Annotated in this window: 16 protein-coding genes; 9 read left to right on the top strand and 7 right to left on the bottom strand. The window is 50.7% G+C overall.

Translation table 11 applies throughout. The features are described 5' to 3' along the window. Positions 1–2 precede the first annotated feature (2 nt). Positions 3–1,457 (top strand): thioredoxin-like domain-containing protein, encoded by a 1,455-nt coding sequence (locus tag H6G21_RS24330; protein WP_190577027.1) that lies wholly within the window; start codon positions 3–5, stop codon positions 1,455–1,457. On the opposite strand, the gene H6G21_RS24325 is transcribed toward H6G21_RS24330, so the two are convergent. The 6 genes from H6G21_RS24325 to H6G21_RS24300 form a co-directional block, all read right to left on the bottom strand. Further along, a complete protein-coding gene (locus H6G21_RS24325; RefSeq protein WP_190577025.1) occupies positions 1,454–2,056 on the bottom strand; it encodes a Uma2 family endonuclease in 603 nt (200 codons plus the stop codon). The genes H6G21_RS24330 and H6G21_RS24325 overlap by 4 nt on opposite strands. Before the next feature lie 316 nt (positions 2,057–2,372). Continuing rightward, positions 2,373–3,323, bottom strand: coding sequence for a GDP-L-fucose synthase (locus H6G21_RS24320; RefSeq protein ID WP_190577023.1), 951 nt, complete (start codon positions 3,321–3,323; stop codon positions 2,373–2,375). A 312-nt stretch (positions 3,324–3,635) separates the two neighbouring features. Next, a complete protein-coding gene (gene gmd, locus H6G21_RS24315; protein ID WP_190577021.1) occupies positions 3,636–4,706 on the bottom strand; it encodes a GDP-mannose 4,6-dehydratase in 1,071 nt (356 codons plus the stop codon). 638 nt (positions 4,707–5,344) lie between these two features. Then, positions 5,345–6,052 carry a sugar transferase gene (locus H6G21_RS24310; protein ID WP_190577019.1) on the bottom strand — a complete coding sequence of 236 codons (708 nt, stop codon included), beginning with the start codon at positions 6,050–6,052 and terminating at the stop codon, positions 5,345–5,347. A gap of 178 nt (positions 6,053–6,230) precedes the next feature. After that, positions 6,231–7,391, bottom strand: coding sequence for a glycosyltransferase (locus H6G21_RS24305; protein ID WP_190577017.1), 1,161 nt, complete (start codon positions 7,389–7,391; stop codon positions 6,231–6,233). A 424-nt stretch (positions 7,392–7,815) separates the two neighbouring features. Beyond that, entirely contained in the window at positions 7,816–9,585 is a 1,770-nt protein-coding gene (locus H6G21_RS24300; protein ID WP_190577015.1) for an NFACT RNA binding domain-containing protein, read from the bottom strand. Between the two features lie 1,239 nt (positions 9,586–10,824). On the opposite strand from H6G21_RS24300, the gene H6G21_RS24295 reads away from it, so the two are divergent. The 8 genes from H6G21_RS24295 to H6G21_RS24260 all read left to right on the top strand — a co-directional run bounded on the left by H6G21_RS24295 (position 10,825) and on the right by H6G21_RS24260 (position 19,857). After that, a complete protein-coding gene (locus tag H6G21_RS24295) occupies positions 10,825–11,088 on the top strand; it encodes a DUF370 domain-containing protein (RefSeq protein ID WP_190577043.1) in 264 nt (87 codons plus the stop codon). Between the two features lie 394 nt (positions 11,089–11,482). Beyond that, on the top strand, positions 11,483–12,049 hold the full coding sequence (gene gmk / locus H6G21_RS24290) for a guanylate kinase (protein ID WP_190577013.1): 567 nt from the start codon (positions 11,483–11,485) through the stop codon (positions 12,047–12,049). A 506-nt stretch (positions 12,050–12,555) separates the two neighbouring features. Next, positions 12,556–12,801: a hypothetical protein gene (locus tag H6G21_RS24285; protein WP_190577008.1), complete on the top strand. Its 246-nt coding sequence runs from the start codon at positions 12,556–12,558 to the stop codon at positions 12,799–12,801. Positions 12,802–12,883: 82 nt separating this feature from the next. Then, on the top strand, positions 12,884–14,539 hold the full coding sequence (locus tag H6G21_RS24280; protein WP_242042037.1) for a pitrilysin family protein: 1,656 nt from the start codon (positions 12,884–12,886) through the stop codon (positions 14,537–14,539). Between the two features lie 378 nt (positions 14,540–14,917). Continuing rightward, the gene (locus H6G21_RS24275; RefSeq protein ID WP_190577006.1) at positions 14,918–15,748 is read left to right on the top strand and encodes an SAM-dependent methyltransferase; all 831 of its coding nucleotides are present in this window, start codon (positions 14,918–14,920) and stop codon (positions 15,746–15,748) included. A gap of 584 nt (positions 15,749–16,332) precedes the next feature. Next, entirely contained in the window at positions 16,333–18,303 is a 1,971-nt protein-coding gene (locus H6G21_RS24270; protein WP_190577004.1) for a PAS domain-containing protein, read from the top strand. 125 nt (positions 18,304–18,428) lie between these two features. Next, positions 18,429–18,818 carry a RidA family protein gene (locus tag H6G21_RS24265; protein WP_190576995.1) on the top strand — a complete coding sequence of 130 codons (390 nt, stop codon included), beginning with the start codon at positions 18,429–18,431 and terminating at the stop codon, positions 18,816–18,818. A 127-nt stretch (positions 18,819–18,945) separates the two neighbouring features. Then, the gene (locus tag H6G21_RS24260) at positions 18,946–19,857 is read left to right on the top strand and encodes a nuclear transport factor 2 family protein (protein ID WP_190576993.1); all 912 of its coding nucleotides are present in this window, start codon (positions 18,946–18,948) and stop codon (positions 19,855–19,857) included. On the opposite strand, the gene H6G21_RS24255 is transcribed toward H6G21_RS24260, so the two are convergent. Beyond that, a complete protein-coding gene (locus H6G21_RS24255) occupies positions 19,819–20,598 on the bottom strand; it encodes an MOSC N-terminal beta barrel domain-containing protein (protein ID WP_190576991.1) in 780 nt (259 codons plus the stop codon). The genes H6G21_RS24260 and H6G21_RS24255 overlap by 39 nt on opposite strands. Positions 20,599–20,933 lie beyond the last annotated feature (335 nt).

Genomic DNA, 20,933 nt, shown 5'->3' with positions numbered 1-20,933 from the left:
CCATGGTTCGTGTGCGTGCACCCCAGTTTCCTCAAAATTTAACCTGGTTGAATAGTGCTGCTCTCTCGATCGCGTCATTGCGGGGGCAGCCTATTTTGTTGGATTTCTGGACCTACGGCTGTATCAACTGCCTGCACATTTTGCCAGAGCTGCACCAGCTGGCGGAAAAATATTACTCGTGCCTGACGCTGATCGGTGTGCATACGGCGAAATTTGATGCAGAAAATACGATCGCGGGGATTCAAGGCGCGATCGCGCGTTACGACATCCGTCATCCCGTGGTTGTGGATCACGATCGACGGATTTGGGATGCCTATGCGGTGCGGGCCTATCCAACCTTTGTGCTGATTGATGCCCAGGGCTATGTTGTACTGACGGCGATCGGGGAAGGGCAGTTGGCTCGCATTGAATCCGCTTTGCAGGCGCTCGTAGGCTCCGAGGCGACCCCCGCGATCGCGATCCCGCCACCCCCCGACCCGCACCTAGAATCTCTACGATTTCCCGGTAAAGTGCTGGCAGATCGCACCTCCGATCGCCTCTTCATTGCCGATTCTGGTCACCATCGCATTGTCGTGACTGATTTTTTGGGACAGATGAGCCAAACGATCGGACAGGGGCAGGCGGGATTTCAGGATGGTGACGGCATTGCGGCTCAGTTCTCCCATCCGCAAGGGTTAGCGCTGGATCCAGAGAAGCAAGTCCTATACGTGGCCGATACGGGCAATCATGCCATTCGCAAAATCGACTTGAAAACTACGCAGGTCAGCACGATCGCGGGAACAGGGGTTCAAGGTCCCTGGCTCCATCCCCACGGCGGACTGGCACAGCACGTCGCCTTAAATTCCCCCTGGGATGTGCTTTGGCACGATCGCGCCCTCTGGATTGCTATGGCTGGATCCCACCAGATTTGGCGACTGGATATGGTGACAAACCAGTTGCAAACCTGGGCAGGAACTGGGGCGGAAGGTTGTTTCGACGGCAATGCAGAGCGGGCAGCCTTTGCCCAGCCGAGTGGGTTGGCTACGGATGGCCGATCGCTCTTTGTGGCAGATTGTGAAAGCAGTACAGTCCGGGCTATTGCGCTAGATGGAGATGCGATCGTGACGAGCGTTTGTGGATCGGGGAATCTCTATGACTTTGGCGATCTGGATGGCCAGGGTGAAGGGGTACGGCTGCAACACTGCTTGGGTCTTGCTTATGATCCATCCAGTAATCAGCCCGATCTCTGGGTGGCGGATACCTACAACCACAAAATTAAACGGGTCAATCCTGCGACGGGGCAATGCAAAACGATGTTTACTGACTTTGCAGAACCTGCGGGATTAGCGATCGCTCAAAACTGGCTGTTTGTGGCGGATACCAACCAACACCGGATTGTGCGGCTAGATTGGCAAACGGGCGATCGATGCATTCTTCCCTTGCCGCAGCTTTGCCCGCCGGGACTTTGTCGGTTCTAGCTGCCCATGGAATTGCCACTTTGCAGGAGTTGCGCTACGGTCAAGCCAAAGTCAGGGTAATGGGGCGAAATAATGCGATCGCGCTTTGTGAAAACCTGTTCTTCATAAAATCCAGCGACCAAAGTGAAGATGGTTACTTTTGCTTGTGTAGGATCCACAATCCAATACTCTTCAATGCCTCGGGCTGCATATTCCGATCGCTTGAACCGATAGTCTCGGTCTTGGTTGCTGACTCCGGGGGATGCAATTTCAATGACCAAAATGGGGGGTGGCATATCCAGGGTGATGAGACTGCGGCTCGCACCGCTGAGGAGGGTGATCAGCTCATCGGGCAAAATCATTAAATCCGGAATGCGGATGGTTGCTCTTGTTCCACTGGTGACGAGTTCAGTTCCCCGTCGCAGGCGCATGGGTGGCAGGAACTTCAGAAATTCTGCCAGCAGCACGATCGCGATGAGATTATTCAGATCACTCTCAGAAGGCATGGGATATCGTTCTCCGTTCACCAGTTCGTAGCGGGTGTCGGTGCCATCGTCATAGGCCAAATATTCAGCCAGCGTCATTATTGTTGTGTTGGACTCATGTCGCGTTACGCCCATGGGAACCCTTTCCAGCTTGCTGCGATAGTCGATGTCTCATACTAAATTGATTCATCACTGCTACAGATCCGATTCCCCCTATCCCCCCTTATCAAGGGGGGAATTTGGCCAACTTCTCTCAAAGTCCCCCCTTGATAAGGGGCATTTAGAGGGGGATCGTTACGTGTCGCAATCACAAATTGATTTGATATCCATCCTATCTCGCCAACTTGGCCGCAAAATTGTGCTGATGATAAAAATAGGGAGCTAATGATGAGCTCCCTTGAAGATACGGAATCAACAGAAATTGCTTCTATCCTGTAGAGAATTTCAGGACTTACTGAGCATTGGCCCGATACCACTCGATCGTATTTTTCAGTCCTTCTTCAAAGCTAACCTTCGCTTCAAACCCAAACCGCTCCTTAGCCCGTTGCGTATCCAAACATCGGCGGGGTTGGCCGTTGGGTTGCTCCGTTTCCCAAACAATTTTGCCGTCGAATTCCATCAACTGACAGATCAGTTCGATCAGATCCTTAATGGAAATTTCCCGATTGGTTCCCAAGTTCACCGGATCTTCGTGGTTATAGGAAGTGGTGCCCATGACGATGCCTCGGGCAGCGTCTTCCGAATACAAAAATTCCCGTGTCGGACTGCCATCGCCCCAGACCGGAATTTCTTTGTCTCCTCGGAGTTGTGCTTCGTGGACTTTCCGAATCAGCGCCGGAATCACGTGGGAACTGCGGGGATCGAAGTTATCTTCTGGCCCGTAGAGATTCACAGGCAGTAGGTAAATGCCGTTAAACCCGTACTGCTGACGATAGGACTGAAGCTGTACCAAGAGCGCTTTTTTAGCAACACCATAGGGGGCGTTGGTTTCCTCGGGATAGCCGTTCCAAATGTCTTCTTCTTTGAAGGGCACCGGGGTGAATTTGGGGTAGGCGCAAATGGTACCCACGCAGGTAAATTTCTCCACGCCCGCTTGATGGGCTGCATGGATCAGCTGCGTCCCCATCATCAGGTTGTCGTAGAACAATTCGGCGGGTTTTTCCCGGTTTAGGCCAATGCCGCCGACGTGGGCCGCAAGGTGGATCACAATATCCTGGTTAGCGACGGCCCGTTGACAGGCTTCCCATTGCCGCAGGTCATAGTCCTTCGATCGGGGAATGGAAATCTTATCAGGATTGGCTCCGGCAGCGATTAATTGCTGCACCACCTGTTTACCGAGAAATCCGGCACCGCCTGTGACGACAATGCGCTTATTAGAAAGGTCGATCGCTGCTGAAGTCATGGTTTGTCTAGCCTCATGCTGTGAAAAACTGCTAAATCGCTTGGGCTGAATCGCTTGGGCTGAATCGCTTGGGCTGAATCGCTTGAGCTGAATCGCTTGGGCTGAATCGCTTGAGCTGAATCGCTTGGGCTGAATCGCTTGAAAAATACCTCAAGATCTTGCAACTAAGAACTTACAAGTTAAGAACGTATCAGTTAAGAACTTACAAATAAGGACTGAGAAAGCTTATTGAGATGCTCTCAGTCCCTATTCCAAAATCCGCTATCTCATCAGGAGAAATCGCTTAAACCAACGCATCTCAGAGTGATGCATTTAGAAAGACATCGCGGCTACGTTTTCCCGCACGATCGCATTCTCGGAATTCACTGGGCCAGCGGGGGCGTCAATACCGACGGCCCGCAGATCCGCATCCACCATGAGATTGACCAATTCTTCGAAGGTAACGGAGGGTTCCCAACCCAGCTTTTCCTTCGCCTTCGCAGGGGTGCCAATCAACAGATCCACTTCTGCTGGGCGCAGATAGCGAGGATCAAATTCTACATACTGCTGCCAGTCTAGGTTGACTCGACTAAAGGCTAGATCGAGGAATTCTTTGACCGAGTGGGTTTCACCCGTCGCTACAACGTAATCATCGGGTTCGGATTGCTGCAACATCAGCCACATAGCCCGCACGTAGTCCTTAGCGTAACCCCAGTCCCGCTTGGAATCCAGGTTACCCATGAACAGTTTCTTTTGTTTCCCAGCTGCAATGCGAGCGACTGCACGGGTAATTTTGCGGGTCACAAAGGTTTCGCCTCGACGGGGAGATTCATGGTTAAACAGAATCCCGTTGCAGGCAAATAGATTGTAGGACTCACGGTAATTGACGGTTTGCCAGTGGGCAAAAACCTTGGCGCAGGCATAGGGGCTGCGGGGATAGAAGGGGGTTAGTTCGCTCTGGGGCACTTCCAGCACTTTGCCGTACATTTCGGAAGAACCGGCTTGGTAATAACGCACTTCATTGCCAGTGCGTTGCTGGTAGTCCCGTACGGCTTCCAATAGGCGCAGAGCCCCCATGCCTACGCTGTCAGCAGTGTATTCCGGAGAGTCAAAGCTGACCCGAACGTGGGACTGGGCACCCAGGTTGTAAATCTCGTGGGGTTGGACTTCTTCGATGATGCGACCCAGCATGGTGCCATCGGTCAGGTCACCGTAGTGCAGGAACAGGCGTGCTCCTTCTGCGTGCGGATCTTCGTAGATGTGGTCGATCCGATCGGTGTTGAAGGTGGAGGTACGACGGATAATCCCGTGCACTTCGTAGCCCTGCTCCAGCAAGAGTTCGCTTAAATAGGAACCATCTTGCCCGGTAATCCCTGTAATCAATGCCCGCTTACGTTGCGTCATGCTAGTTCTTTCCTTCCCTACGAATCACAATACAAAACACTTACAAATCATTACAGACTAGCGTTGGGATGAATCTGGTGGAAGGACAAAAGTCTAATTGCCACAGTTCGAATCAATCCGATTGGATCAACTCCATCGATTAATCCCAGTCCAAGTCTGGTCTCTAGTTAACTCATCTAGCCAGATGAAGGATCCGTATAAAAATCAAACTTTTTAGGCAAAACCCTGATTAGAACGGATGAGAACGTTAATCAGCGATCGTCCGAGATTGAAATTTATGAATTTATTAATCCCTCAATTCGGAGTGATTGGAACGACTCACAGTGATCTTTCTACGCTGTATTGCTGAAAACAGATTGCTGCAAACAGGGCTTCAGCGTCCTAGATTCCTCAAGTCATGCATCATTCACTCTTTGATCTCAAGAAGGTGCCAATAGCCTAGCTTGAATTGAGGAAAGATCGTATAAAGTCCGGCCAAAGTGTGTACGAAGACTCCTTAAAGTTCCGCCAGATGCCTGATGCAGATTTTATCGAAGATGGGGGTGGACTGGGACAAAATTGAGGTTTTCTACTGAGTTACGGCCCAGTAACAACCTAGTCAACCCCCAGTGGAAAACTGGTAAAGAACCAGTAAATGTCTAGTAGGCACCGTTATTTTTGGGAAAAAGAACAACGCGCACCGTTTTGACAATCAGCCAAAGATCTAACCAGAATCGGCGATGGTTCACATAGTAGGCATCCATGCGAACTCGTTGGGGATAGGGAATGTCGTTGCGTCCAGAAACCTGCCATAGGCCCGTAATACCGGGTCGAATCGAAAGCACTTGCTCGATCGCATCGCCGTAGCGGTGCAGTTCTTCCGGTACCAAAGGGCGTGGGCCAACGACGCTCATATCGCCCATCAGGACGTTCCAAAACTGAGGGAACTCATCCAAACTGGTGATCCGCAGAAAATGACCGATCCAGGTAATGCGCGGATCGTGTTTCAGCTTGAAATTGTCCTCAAATTCTTGTTGTAGGTGGGGTGAACTGGCCAACATTTCCACCAGTAGCCGATCGGCGTGATTAACCATGGTGCGGAATTTAATGCAGCCGAAGTGCCGACCCTGCTTACCGACGCGCTCTTGGATGTAGAACACAGGCCCATCGGAACTGAGGGCAACCAGTAGGGCCAAAAGCAGGTAGACCGGAGAGAAAAGAATGAGGACAGAGAAAGAAAAAACAATATCAAAAAGGCGTTTGACGATCGCTCGATCCAGTAAAGTCCAAAGCGGCGGTTTGCCCCGGCGAGACTTTGACCGACTTCGAATGACCTGGCCCGCAGCAACTTGGCTATCGGCAGTCATATTATGCATACTCCACACCACACACTGATTTTTCGACAAAAGTGGGTTTGATTCCGTAAAAACTGTAAATTTTTGCGAAAAAAGCTTTCACTTTTTCGAAGAAATGTAGTTCCGATCATAAAGCGATCGTCCCCACTTGGCTTAAATAAGATCAAATTTTTGGACAGTCTCTTGCCTGTCATAGGTCGGGACGATCGAATTGATGCTGGGTTTGGAACTGGGCGTAGCTGCGATCGAGGAATTCCAAGTACCGATCGCGAAAGACCGTGGGCTGAAATCCCAGGGCGTGCTGATGGATCACCTCTGGTTGCAGTTGTTGGTAATGACGTTCAAAGGCTTGGATCGTTTCCTGTAAGCTGGCGATCGACTGCTGGGGAAAGAGCATCCCTGTACCCTGGGATCCCCACTGGCGAACATCCTTCACGCTTTCTCCGGTGCCCCCGGCGGCATAGGCAATCACAGGCGTGCCAGAGGCTTGGGCTTCCACCGGGGCGATGCCAAAATCCTCGTAGGCCGCATACACAAAGGCTTTGGCTTGGGCCATGTAGCGTTCAACCACCGCATTGGATTGCCAGCCAAGCAGTTGAATATTGGCTTTGGCACGTTGGCGGATTTTAGGTAAGTCTGGCCCATCACCAATTACCACTAACGGTAAACCCAGTTGATTAAAGGCTTCGACAATCAAATCGACCTTCTTGTAACTCACCAATCGGGAAACCGTGAGATAAAAGTCTTGTTTTTCAGTCACGAGAGGAAAGCGATCGACGGCGACGGGGGGATAAATCACCTCTGCCTCCCGCCGATAGCACCGCCAAATCCGTCGCGCTGTCGTTTTTGAATTGGCGACAAAATAATCTACTCGGTTGGCCGAAAGAACATCCCATTGGCGCAGTTGGTGCAGTAAATAGCGGGTCAGGATGCCGGGTAACCCCCGCCCCGATCGACTGCTGCTGAGATAATCAAAGGTCAAATCCCAGGCATAACGCATAGGGGCATGGCAGTAACACACATGCATTTGGTGGGCTTTGGTCAATACGCCTTTGGCTACGGCATGGGAGGACGACAAAATAATGTCATAGTGGCCCAAATCCAACTGCTCGATCGCCAAGGGCAGCAAGGGTAAGTATTTCTGTACGCCTTGCTCTGCGAAGGGAAACCGTTGCAGAAATGTGTGGCCGATCTGGCGGCGATAGAGATAGCTCTTAGGATTGCGGGACTCAAAGTCAATCAGGGCGTAGAGGTCTGCATCGATATGTTGCAAAATTTCCTGGACGACGAGTTCGGATCCGCCAGTGGCTTTGGGGGTCAACCACTCATGGACAAGGGCGTAACTTGGCATAAAGGAACGATTTCAAAAGGCTAGCGAGGAATCGGGCGATCGTCTTTCCGAGCGCTTTCCTGAGGGGCTCGATCGACCCACGGACATCGATTTAGCATAGCGGCTAGGCTACACAAAGCGGTTAGGCTGCATAAAGATTGTGTGGTCTTGCGCGGCTCTAAAATAAATCGACCAGCCTCTCCCTAGAAGCTGGTCAACTAAATTGAAGTAAACCTGATTACGGTTTTCTGTTGTCGTCTCACATCGAAGGAACCTCAATTCTGCGCGTTCCCAAGCGTGCAGAAGGTTCTTTAGAGTATTTATCCCTATTGACTGAGGATTGTAACAGAAAATACGAAAAATTCGTTGCGAAAATTCACATGCTTTCGAAATTTTACGATCGACCGCTGTGACTGGGATCGTTATGCTTGGGATCCGTTTGCAGCTAAATCTTTTTCTCTTCACGAAGCCAGGATAACCCCCGTTGGGGATTGCCCCAAAGAATTTGTTCCTGTTTATAAATCACCGTTCCTGGCTTGGCTCCCTTGGGTTTGTAAACATGCTTAGGCTGGGTGTAGATCACGGGAACCTGTTCACTTTGGCGGGCTTGGCTGTAATAGGCGGCCAGGTCAGCGGCGAATTGGAGATCGGCTTCGTCGGGAACGCTACCTGGCGGTATCCGCAGTAGTACATGGCTGCCGGGGATTTCCTGGGTGTGGAACCAGAGGTCATAGTCGCCCGCAGTCCGAAAGGTGAGTTGGTCATTTTGGCGATTGTTGCGGCCAATCAGAAGTTCAAACCCGGCGGGAGTGGGGTAATGGTGGGGTTCGCTGGCCCGATCTTGCCCCTGGGATTCCCGGCGATAGGTGGGATCCTCCAGGTAGCCTTGCTGGATCAGTTCTTCCCGAATTTCTTCGAGGGTATCTAGATCGGCGATCGTGGTGTAGGTTTCCAACTGGCGCAGAGCCGTGTCTACCTGTTCGAGATAATGGATTTCTGACTGCACGTTGGCTAATAGGGGATCGATCGCCGCTCGGGCCCGGGTCAGTTTTTGGTACTGCTTATATAAGCTTTGGGCGTTTTGTACCAGATTTTTTTCCGGACTGAGAGAAACTCGAATCGGTTGTCCAGTTTCAAAATCTGGGAGTTCGATCTGGCTCATGCCGGGTTCGCCCAAATGCAAATGTGCCATTAGAAGATCAGCCTGTTGCCGCAGTTCATCCGATCGATCGCTGGCTTGGAGGCGATCGAGAAAGCCATCCCGTTTAAGGCATAGCTTACTCAGAAGATTGGCCAGTCGCTGCTGCAATTGGTGCTGAAGTTGCCGAAAGGTTTGTTCGTTGAGGCGATCGGTATAGTAGCGTTGCAGAATTTCTTGAGCGGTTAAACTGGCCCAGTCGCCTGGGTGGGCAACCTCCGGTTGGTTCCAGCCCAGCACCGAGTAACCCTGCGCCGTAAGGTGGGGGGAAAAGGTGCAATCTGCCAAGGTATGCAGCCAGGTTTGCCAAGCCTGAAATAATCGCTCCCAATCGCTGGTTTGGAGTTGATCCGTGCCGATCGTGGGATCGAGGTCAGCATGGGTGACTAACTCCGCCACCAAGGTAGAACTGAGGCCGCGATAGGTTTTCAGTAAGGTTTTTCCCAGTGGCCCTGGGATCAACTGAATGCGGTCTTGCCAACGATCGTAGGGATCTTCCAGGGTGGGAACGGCACTGGTGGGTCTGGGCGGGAGTTCGTAGGGATCCCCCGTTTGGATCGATCGAATTCGAGATTGACGATCGCTCACTTGGTAAGCGGCAGTCACAATTTCCTGGGCTTGGTTGACCAAAATCACATTGCTGTACTGCCCCATGATTTCCACGTACACCTGCCACAGAATTGGATCCCCAGGACGCTTGGCAAACTGGAGGACGAGAACCCGCTCGAAGGGGGCAACCAGATCGATCGCTACCAGTGCCAACCCCCCCAATTGATGCCAAAGCTGTTGACTAAAAGTAAACGTATCGGGTTGACGGGGAGGTGGATCGCCAATGTGAAGCCGTGCAGCTTGGGGATGCCAGGAAATCGTGAGCCAGCTCCGGCCCTGTAATGTGCGCAGTGCCAGAGAAAGAGTATAGCGATCGCGTTGGTAAACTTGTTCTAGACGGGCGGGGAGCCAAGTTTGCCTTAGCTCATGGCAAATCGCCATCAAAGTGGTGAAATCAACGGGCTGCACAGTTCGATTTGCCTAGGGTAATAGGGAATGGGGCTAGAGAGGACAGGAAGAGAGTTATCTCCAGGAAGAGAGTTATATCATGGATTCATTGGGTCTCAGATCTGGGTCAGACCTAAGTGAGACCTAAGTCAGACCTAAGTCAGACCTAAGTTCAGAGTTGAGTCAGACCCTGAACCTGTCAGCAAACCCAGTTAGCCTAGAGTGGGTTTAACCTTGGGTTTAACTGTGGGTTTGACTGTGGGTTTGACTAGAATAGGGTTCGCTGTTGACTCCCAGTTCGCTGTTGACTCCCAGACAGAGTGTAGACGAAACAGGTTGTCCAAGGGGAATGTAGGAATGCCTCAAGGCGATGGAAGAAGTCTGGTTTCAACAGTGGGATAGCTGAAAATAGTGAATAAATCGGAAAAAATCTGCCCTTATGAAGGTTTTATATTATTTATCTATGTTTATCTAATTCTCTATTTGTATTGATATAAATTTCTAACTCCTCTGTTAACTGAACTTTTGATCACATTTTGATCGCATTCATCAATGCCATGCATTGTATGGAGCAATGTTTTAGAGTTAAGTGGAATAGTGAATAGAAATGAGAACCTACCACTTGCACTCACTAATTTTGTGCGCCTGAACTGTGTGGTTTCGTCAACTGTTTACGGGGCTCAAAATTTAGAGAAACTTCTCACTTTTTGCACAATTTTTAAACTCCTTTAAACAATTTTATGGGGTAGGACTTCCAGGGTTCAACCTTGCGCTGCTGCCTGCATCGGTGGCAGACCGTTCTCGATCGCCATCAATGTGGGCTTGTTCAGAGTAGGGTGTCCGTCAGGAGGGGCAAGGGGGGTGAGGGCCGAAGGTCCTACGTCTACCCTGGCTCAATGCCAAGATTTGAAGGGAGGGGAGGCTTATTTGATCTGCCATTGAGGCAAAGAACTGGAGTAAGTAGAGGTGAATGCTTGAAATATCTAGATTGAGACCTCTGGATTAATAAAAATCCTCGATTTTGGCTCTTTCACCTGCGAAAAACCTGAAACAGCACTGATGCGAAAGAATCAAATTGTATTACTGTCAACTAAAAAGCCAAAAGATCTCTGGATCACTCATTATGAGAGAAAGATCGAGATAAAAATATTGAGATAGGAGAGTAAGGTTCGATCTGTTCATATTAGATTTTTGCGGTTACGATAAAACGTGGAAAATTCAAGTGTGCTCTGTACAAGGTCTTGAAGACTGTTTTTGATGATGGAAATTAAGTTAATTAATATTGGTTTTGGTAACATTGTGTCTGCGAATCGGGTGATTGCGATCGTCAGCCCGGAATCTGCCCCCATCAAACGGATTATTACGGATGCGCGGGAACGGGGCGAGTTGGTCGATGCCACCTATGGTCGGCGTACCCGTGCTGTGATTATTACGGATTCTGGACATGTCATTTTGTCCGCCATTCAACCGGAAACCGTAGCCAATCGGTTTGTCACTGCGAAGGAATCGAATCACGATGATTAGAACGATCGGATTGGAACTATTGGATTGGGGGGGATCTCCGTAAAAATCGACGATCGAGGCCGATGGGGATTGGTTGAGCGAAGACCCTGTGCTTTCCCAATTGTTCAGCTGGGTGGAAAGATCCCTGGAGGGGGAGATGGGCTAGGCTAAGCCAGTTCTTTAGGAGAAGGGGAGCCAGCCTATTTTTTTATGAAATAAAAAATCTTTTTGCTTGCCAGGGTGTTCTGTCCTGTAGCAAGATGGGGAACTACACTAGAAATATGGATTTCCTTCCAAGGATGTCCAGGCTGTTTTTTCGTTTAAAAAGGTTCCTTGAGTGACTTTTTAGCAATTTCTGGTTTTTATCTTACGGTTCTCTCATCTCACCATTCTGATTTTGTTGGACAGAAGCATCATGGGCGTAGGTCGATTAATTGTCATCACAGGTCCAAGTGGCGTTGGGAAAGGGACATTGCTGCGATCCTTGCTGGCGCGCCACCCTGCATTACGATTGTCACTTTCGGCAACGACTCGATCGCCCCGGCCTGGAGAAGTGGATGGGGTGAACTATCGATTTATTACCCGGCCTGACTTTGAGCGGATGGTTGCCCATGGGGAATTTTTGGAATGGGCAGAGTTCGCAGGCAACTGCTACGGTACGCCCCGAGCCTCGGTGGAAGAGTTGCTGCAACGGGGAGAATGGGTTGTGTTGGAGATTGAGCTAGAAGGGGCTCGCCAAATCCGCAAAAGCTTTCCCTCGGCCTATCGCATCTTTATTTTGCCCCCTTCCTTAGAAGAATTGGAAAGTCGGATCCGAGGGCGGGGCCAGGATTCCGATGATGCGATCGCGAAACGCCTGCAACGGGCCAAAGCGGAAATTGATGCTGCTAACGAGTTTGATATCCAAATTATCAATGATGATTTCGATTCAACCTTGGTGCGGCTAGAAGAGGCTGTATTTGCCACCGCTGCTATGGTTTAACCGTGCTTGTGGTTTGACCATGCTTGTGGTTTGACCATGCTTGTAGTTTAACCATGCTTGTAGTTTAACCATGTAGTTTAACTGCGCTTGTAGTTTAACTGCATTTGATCAGCGAATACCTCACGGGCATGGTGAGGGCCTTTGGGGGATTGTCCAGGCAGGGCAGTCCCTTTAACATTGCGTAGACGGGAAGAAACCAGGCAAATTAGGAGCCCTAGGGGAATAGTCAGGGATATTGATGGGTTTCAGTGTGACACTCCATCGGTTCATACTCATCTGATGACTAGCTAAATGAGAATGATGATGAGAAATTGAATCTAAAATGTTACATAAACTGTTAACGTCACTGATTGTTTAGCATTTCTTTTAAGATTCCTCAAATCTCCTCCTAGAATGCCCGATCGCCTCCTATCTTGAAGGATAGTGAAATTACAGGTGTTTTCTCTGTGCCTGTTTTCTGTCCTATGCGTACTGCCTCAATTTGTGTTCGTTCACTAGTTTTAGCAATGATCTTCAGCTTTTTGGCTCCTGTGCTGTTGGTCAGTGCTGTCGTGTTGTTGTTAATGGGGCTGGGCTTTTTGCCCGGTTTAGGTGGCTGTAGCCATGCCTTTTTGTCTGAGGTGTTGAGCTTTTTGTCTACCTTTGGAGAAGGTCACCCTTGGATGGGCTTAGTGACGATCGGCTTTGCCTTTAGTCTGGTGGGAGTCTTATTTGATAGTTATATTCTTTATCGGCAACGGTTTTTGGCCTAGAGATTCTCGGTTAAACGAGGCGGTCGCCCAATCCTAGAGATCCTCGCCTATCCTAGATAAATGCTGTTGAGTTCGAGTTTTTATGGATAGGGTACGACGATCGAGGGCGGGTCTATTGCTGCTCCTGAGTGCTGGGATATTGTGGTTCGGAACCGTTTTGGGCAGTCCGGCTTGGGCTAGGACAGAGATGATGCCCCCATCGAGTCAGCCGCAATCGAGTGCTCCCCAGCTCCAAGCTCCCCAGTCCAAGACTCCCCAGTTCCAGTCTTCTAAGTCTGAGTCTTCTAAGTCTGAGTCTCCCCAGTCCAGCCCATCGCAGTCGATTCAGCCCTACCTCGATCGGGTGATTCGCAACATTACAGAATTCACCCTCGACAATGGCATGAAGTTTATTGTGCTGGAGCGCCACGATGCTCCCGTCGTTTCCTTCTTGACCTATGCCGATGTGGGCGGTGCCGATGAAGTGGCGGGCAAAACGGGAATTTCTCACTTTTTAGAGCATTTGGCCTTTAAGGGGACGACCCGGATTGGGACTCAAGATTTCGTCCAGGAAAAGGCACTGCTAGCCCAGGAGGATGGCCTCTGGGCAAAGATCCAGGCTACGAAGGATCAGGCAAAAGCCGCACAACTCCAGGCGGAGTTCGATCGGGTAGAAGCCCAAGCAGCAGCGCTAGTCGAGCAAAACAAGTATGGTCAAATTGTTGAGCAGGCAGGCGGTGTGGGCTTGAATGCGAATACCTCGGCGGAGGCAACGCGCTATTTCTACAGTTTTCCCTCCAATAAATTAGAGCTGTGGATGTCCTTGGAATCGGAACGCTTTTTGGATCCTGTGTTTCGGGAGTTCTTTAAGGAAAAGGCCGTGATTTTGGAGGAGCGGCGATTGCGGACGGATAATTCGCCGATCGGCAAATTGATTGAGGAGTTTTTGCTGACTGCGTTCAAAGTCCATCCCTACCGTCAGCCTGTGGTGGGTTTTGAGGCGGATCTACGGCGGATGAGTCGGCAGGATGTCTATGACTTTTACAAACTGCACTATGTCCCGGAGAATTTGACCTTTGCGATCGTGGGAGATGCGGATCCAGATAAGGTGAAACAACTGGCGCAGACGTATTTTGGGCGTTTTGCCAAACGACCTGCCTCGAACCAAACCCTGCCAGCGGAACCACCCCAACAGGAGATGCGGCAGGTGTCGTTAACCTTAAATTCCCAGCCGATTTATCTGGAGGGCTACCATCGCCCCGCTTTGAGCCATCCGGATAATGCAGTGTATGAGGCGATCGCGAGTTTGTTGAGCAATGGGCGCACCTCGCGGTTATACAAGTCGCTAGTGGAAGAGAAAAAGCTGGCCTTAACGGCGGAAGGCTTTAATGGGTTTCCGGGAGATAAGTATCCGAATTTGATTATGTTCTATGCACTGACGGCTCCAGGGCATACCTTGGAAGAGGTGCAGCAGGGGTTGCAGTCTGAAATTGAACGGTTGAAAACACAACCGGTGGATCAGACGGAACTCGATCGGGTGAAGACTCAAGCACGGGCGGGGTTGTTGCGATCGCTGGATTCCAATTCCGGGATGGCGGAAGCGCTGCTGGAATATGAGGTGAAAACTGGGAGTTGGCGCAACTTGTTTAAACAAGTCGATGCGATCGCGGCGGTGAGTCCAGCGGATATTCAGCGGGTGGCTCAGGCGACTTTTACCCCGCAAAATCGGACGATCGGTCGTGTATTGTCCAAGGAGTAATGGATTCAACATTACAAAAATGATTGAAATAGATTTCTGTTGCTCAATGGGATTACCCATTTCAAAGCATCAGAAAAAGATTTTCTAACATGAATGCGACCAGTTGTAAATTTGGTCGCATTTTTAATGGCTAAAAGTATTAATAATAGAAATGGTGTACTGATTTCTGTTCGATAGAGGGATGCGTTGGATTGTAGGCCATACGATCGATTGATAGGTTCATTCTCACTTAAGCCCATTCTCACGGTGATATTTGCGGTGGGCCATTATACTGAAACACATGGCTCCACAGTTAAATTTGTAAGTTGAATCTGTAAGTTAAACCTGTAAGTTAAATCTGTAAGTTGAACCTGTAAAGTGAGAGGGTCTCTATCCAATATGAGTGAAATTATCCCTAACTCGATCGCGGAAGACTATAGCAAATTCGTTCCGTTCACGGCCCGTATGATGGCTGCCATGAGAGCCCGCGAAACGAACCGGGACGATCGACTATTTACCGATCCGTTTGCAGCGCAACTGGCAGGCGAAGAAGCATTTCAACAAGTTGACCTGCGACTCACCCCCCAGGATCAAGCCTATGTAACGGTACGGACACGATTTTTTGACGATTTTCTGATGGGCACTCCAGTCGGACAGATTGTGATTCTCGCATCTGGCTTGGATACTCGGGCTTATCGCCTGCCTTGGCCCCCAGAGGTGAAAGTGTATGAACTGGATTATCCAGAAGTCTTGGCTTATAAGGCCAACTTACTGAAGGGCAGCAGCCCGTCCTGTCAGCATCACTTAATTGGAGCTGACCTAACCCAGCCCTGGGAAGACCAACTGGTATCAGCGGGGTATGCTTCAACCTTGCCGTCAATTTGGTTGGTTGAAGGCTTACTGATGTATTTTTCAGAGGTGCAAGCCCATCGTCTCCTGCAAACCGTGTCTAACCTAGTGATGCCGGGAAGTCACTTTGGCCTTGATCTCATTAATCTGCAAAGTTTGGAGTATGGGCCGTATCAAGGTTATTTTCAGTTTGGGACAGATACCCCTGAACAGCTACTGTCCCAGTATGGTTGGCAGGCTGAAGTGGTTCAACCGGGGGAGGCCGATGCGAATTTCGATCGCTATGCTGAGCCGTTTCCCCCGCGTGATGTGCCGAACGTTATGAGAATTTTTTTGGTAAAGGCGAAGAAGGTGGCTCAGGGGACTGAGATTGGGGGCTGATATCGATGGGTCAAAAGTAATTGTGTGAATCACGAAAAGTGGGTGAGGGGAATCGTTCAGCGACCCCTCCATGAATTGTTCGGAGAGAATTTTTTGGAGAAAATTGAGCTTGCTAGCAAAAGTCTAATGCTGGACAAGTCTAATGCTGGACAAGTCTAATGCTGGACAAGTCTAATGCTGGACAAGTCTGCGGCTAGAAACAAGCATTGCGTCCAGAAGAACTCTGGCGTAAAGTCAGGTTAGGGGGGAATGCTCTTTGAAATGGCTGAGTGTTTTCCCAACGACTATTACAATCGCGTCCCTCGTTTAAGATACTCAATTTACTCTGTATAGCTGTTGGTCTGTATAGCTGCTAGTCGATCAATTTTGCTGCATCGCTGAATCCAGCTCACACGGTTTTGCGGCAGAATGACTGCGTATTCGCTAAATATTCGCTAAATATTCGCTACATATTTGGTTGACTGTAGAGTACTAGTCCATTGCAGACTGAAGTTGTCAAATTGCATCACCGTTGCCAAACCATTGGTGATGTGCGCTACTCTGAGCCCGCCCGTGAACGCCTCCACTAACCCTAGGGAAATGCCATGGCAGATCTGATCAAAACGCTCTTTGCATCTGGCTCTTTTATTCCCCATGGGCACTGTTATCTTTGGCAAACAAACTTGGTTGGGCTGCATGTGCTATCCGATGCCATGATTGCCTTGGCCTATTATTCCATTCCGATCACGCTAGTTTATTTTGTCCGACAGCGAAAAGATCTTCCCTTTGATTGGATTTTCCTATTATTTGGTGCGTTTATTATTTCCTGCGGTACGACGCACCTCATGGAAATTTGGACCCTCTGGCATCCCGCCTATTGGTTGTCAGGAATGCTTAAAGCTGTGACTGCTTTAATTTCTCTGTATACAGCGATCGCCCTAGTGCAATTGATGCCCCAAGCATTGCTGTTGCCTAGCCCTGCGCAGTTGGCAGAGATGAATCAGGAACTGCAACAACAAATCCACGATCGTCAGCAGGCGGAAGCCCAAGTGCGCCAACTCAATCAAGTCCTAGAAGCGAAGGTTGCCCAACGGACAGCTGATTTGGAACAGTCCATGAACCAAGTGCGAGAATCGATGCAACGGGCAACATTGGCTATGGATGCGGCCAAAATGGGCTCTTGGGAGTGGGATTTAGCCACTCAAACTATTATTTGGAGTCCCTATCACGAACGATTGTGGGGCTATGTACCGGGAATGCCAGAACGGAGTTATGAGGACTGGGCTAGGAGAGTGCATCCAGAGGACTTGGCTCGGGTGGAATCCGCGATCGAGCAGGCTCGGGGGAGCGATCGGGACTTCTCGGAAGAATATCGAGTGGTTTGGGACGATGGGTCGATGCATTGGGTGGCGGCCTTTGGGCGATTTTATTTTGATGCCCAGGATGAACCCTTCCAAATGAGGGGGATGGTGCAGGACATTGATGAACGGAAGCGCACAGAGGCAGCGTTTCTAGAGAGTGAGTCACGCTTTCGAACCCTGGCGGATAATATTTCGCAATTGGCTTGGATGGCAGACGCTAACGGTTGGATCTTTTGGTACAACCGTCGTTGGTTTGAATATACCGGAACGACCCTGGAGCAGATGCAGGGGTGGGGGTGGCAACAGGTGCACCATCCTGACCATCTCGATCGGGTGGTAGAACGCTATCGCCACTGCGTGGTTGAAACGGGACAAACCTGGGAGGATACCTTCCCGCTGCGGGGACAGGAGGGGAGCTACCGTTGGTTTTTATCGCGGGCGATTCCCATTACCGATGAGGATGGCAAAATTCTGCGTTGGTTTGGCACCAATACCGACATCACCGATCTGAAATATGTGCAAGACACCTTGGAAGAGCGCAATAAAGAACTCGATAGCTTTGTGCATGTGGTGTCCCATGATCTCAAAGCGCCGCTGCGGGCGATCGCCAATTTGTCGGAATGGATTGAAGAAGACTTAGACGGCAAACTGGAAGCAAACACGCAGCAACAAATGGCGCTGTTACGCAGTCGCGTCTACCGTATGGAAGCGATGATTAGTGGATTGCTTAACTATGCACGGGTAGGGCGGGTAAATTTTGAACTCGAATCCGTTGCAGTGGCAGATCTATTGCTAGAGGTGATGGACTCTCTGGCGATTCCAACCACGTTTACTGTGAAGATTGCGCCGGATTTCCCCACAATTTTGACGAAACGGTTACTTCTGTTTCAAGTGTTTGCAAATTTGATTGGCAATGGCATTAAACACCACGATCGCCCCGATGGTACGATTCGGCTTGCTGTCGTCGATCGTAAGGAGTTCTATGAGTTTGTGGTGGCGGATGATGGGCCAGGGATTGCACCGGAAGATCAAGCCAGCATTTTCACCATGTTCCAGACCGGCAGTTCCCAAAAGAAAGATAGTACCGGCGTAGGTTTAGCGATCGTCAAGAAAATTATTGAAGCTGAAACGGGAACAATCCGTGTGGAATCCCAAATTGGCCAGGGAACAACTTTTTACTTCACCTGGCCGAAGCAACCTCGGGGGCCTGCGTGATGGCCGTGGATGCCGCTTGGCTGGCTCTGGATAGCCGCCCTATCCTGGCTAGCTGTTGCATCCTGGTCAGCAAAGACCAAGCCCCTGCGGTACAATCTGACGGTTGATGTGTTGGAAGGATGGTTATGTCACGATCGGTGATTCAAACCCAAGCTGCGCCCGCGCCCGTTGGCCCCTATAACCAAGCGATCGTTGCCAGTGGACAAATGGTATTTGTGGCGGGACAAATTGCCCTGGATGCTGCCACGGGGGCGCTGGTAGGCGGTAGCGATGTGACCGCACAAACGGAAAAGGTGATGGCGAATCTGCAAGCTATCTTGGCGGCGGCGGGGGCGACCTTTGGGGATGTTGTGCGAACGACAGTCTTTCTGAAGGATATGAACGATTTTGCAGCGGTGAATGCTGTCTATGGCCAGTATTTTGATGAAGCAACGGCTCCGGCTCGGGCCTGTGTAGAAGTCGCGCGGCTGCCCAAGGATGTCTTGGTGGAAATTGACTGTATTGCGGTGATCTAGGGGGATTTTGGAGAGATTTTGCGGGGATATAGCGTTTAATTACCGCGATCGTCCTAGGCCCATTGCGGTAATCTTTCGCACCCTCGCCTATACTAGTTGCAGCCCTTCAAGCACGGAAAAACCCGGTATGCGTCGTTTGTGGACAAAATTTCTGCCTGTTTTGCCTATTACAGTGGTAGTGGTTAGCTCAGTGGCTGGCTCGGTGATGGGTTCTCTGGTGGGCGATCGCGCGATCGCGGCAAGCCCGCAGGACGTGATGAACCAATTGGATGCTGCTTCTAGCCGCAAGGATGTGAAAGCAGTGATGCAGTTTTATAGCCCCAATTTTTCCAACTCCGACGGCTTGAATACGCAATCGTTAGAAAAATCGTTGACGCAGCTGTGGCAGCAATATCCCAATTTGACCTACCGCACGGAGGTGAAATCTGCGACTCCGGTGTCAACAGGGATGCAGGTGGAAACAACGACCTATGTGACGGGCAAGCAGGAGCGGAATGGCCAACAGTGGACGATCACCAGCACACTGCGGGCAAGGCAACGGTTCCAGGGCGATCGCATTGTGCGGCAGGAGATTTTGGCGGAACAAACGGTGCTGACATTAGGCGAAAAGCCGCCTACGGTGAAAATTAATCTGCCGGAAACGGTGGTTGTGGGGCAGAAGTTCAATTTTGAGGCGATCGTGCAGGAACCCGTGGGGGATGATTTTCTCATGGGGACGATCGTGAGTGAGACGGTGCAGCCAACGTTGTTCGCGAGCCAGAAGACCATGCAAATTGAGTTTCCGTCGATCGCGGAATTGTTGAGTGAGCGGGAACTCAATCGTCCGCAGTCTACGCCACCTACGGTGCAACGGCTGAAGCTACAACGCCTGCGAGCGGGGGGATTTTTCAAGCAAGCGCAGGCGGCTAAGATGCCGGAAACTCGCTGGATTTCAGCCGTTTTGGCGCGGCACGATGCGGGGATTACGATTGCGACGCAGCGACTGCGGGTGGTGGGTAAGTCAGAGGCCAACCGGACGGCAAGTTTGCCCAATCTGTAGGAGTTTTCCGGCCTGCGATCGTGCAATGCGGGTGTTGATCGCAAGGCGATAGAAATGATTGAAGCGGCTGGCGTTAGCCCAGGGGGGCAAGGTGGCCTGCCGCTTTTGGATGAAGGTTTTTTGGAAGCCTGGGATGGCGGTGCCAGATTGGCTGTCGCGGGTGGGAACGATGCAGCGCTGGCAGGGGTTAATGCCCTGGAATTGCACATCGCCGATCGTGAAGGGGTAGGGCTGGTCGGCGGAGCGGTAGAGTTGGTCTTCCCAAAAGGGTTGTTCGGCAGCGAGTTCGAGGTTGGTTCGAAAGCGCGATCGCACGTCTGCTAGGGGCAGTTGGAACCAGTCGGAGATCGTTTGGAGGGTTGCGGTGGAAATAAGAGTCGGGCCGGGGGAGTCGGGGTCGTCGGGGAATCCGGTGTCCAGATTGTGTTCCAAGTGGACGGGTTCGTTGAAATGATCGCTGAGCCACTGGTTCAGGGCAGGCCGATCGTCATCAAGGTGGAAGACTGTGGTTTCCAATCCGGGGGCCGCAAGGGTGACGCGACGCTGGGGCCAGTCGTAGGTGGCGCGGATAGAGTGGACTTTAGCGGTTCGTTTGCCGTTGATCCACTGGCCTTGGGGGTTGACGATGACGAATTCCCGATCGCCGACTAGCGATCCTCCTCCAGCAATTTCCGCAGAGGTCAGTTCCAATCCATCAAGGGATTTAATGGGGAAGATGAGAATGCGATCGAGGCTAGCCATAGATCAACCTGAAAAGAGGGGGATATAGAGCAGTGTCCCAGAAAAATGATGGTCTAGGAATTGTGCTGGGGCCGTCTCCGTAATGAAGCTCTATAACTCCAGTATGGTTTCCGCAAGTTAAGCATGGCCGCCATCCTGTGCAGAAGCTTCGGTACTGTGCAGAAGCTTTGGTGAAATGAGGCATTTTCTGCCCATCTGGCTAGAGAGGTATAGCTAAAGCCAGCGACCTTAGGACGTAGACTAGAAGGGAAGTGAGTAATTCCCCCTGCTGACCATGGCCCGCCCCTACAGTGAAGATTTTCGACGCAGAGTTATCGAAGCAATCGAATTGGACG

This window comes from Alkalinema sp. FACHB-956 (assembly GCF_014697025.1).
In the GTDB taxonomy this organism is placed as follows: Bacteria; Cyanobacteriota; Cyanobacteriia; order Leptolyngbyales; family Leptolyngbyaceae; genus Alkalinema.
This window is presented reverse-complemented; position numbering and strand designations above follow the sequence as displayed.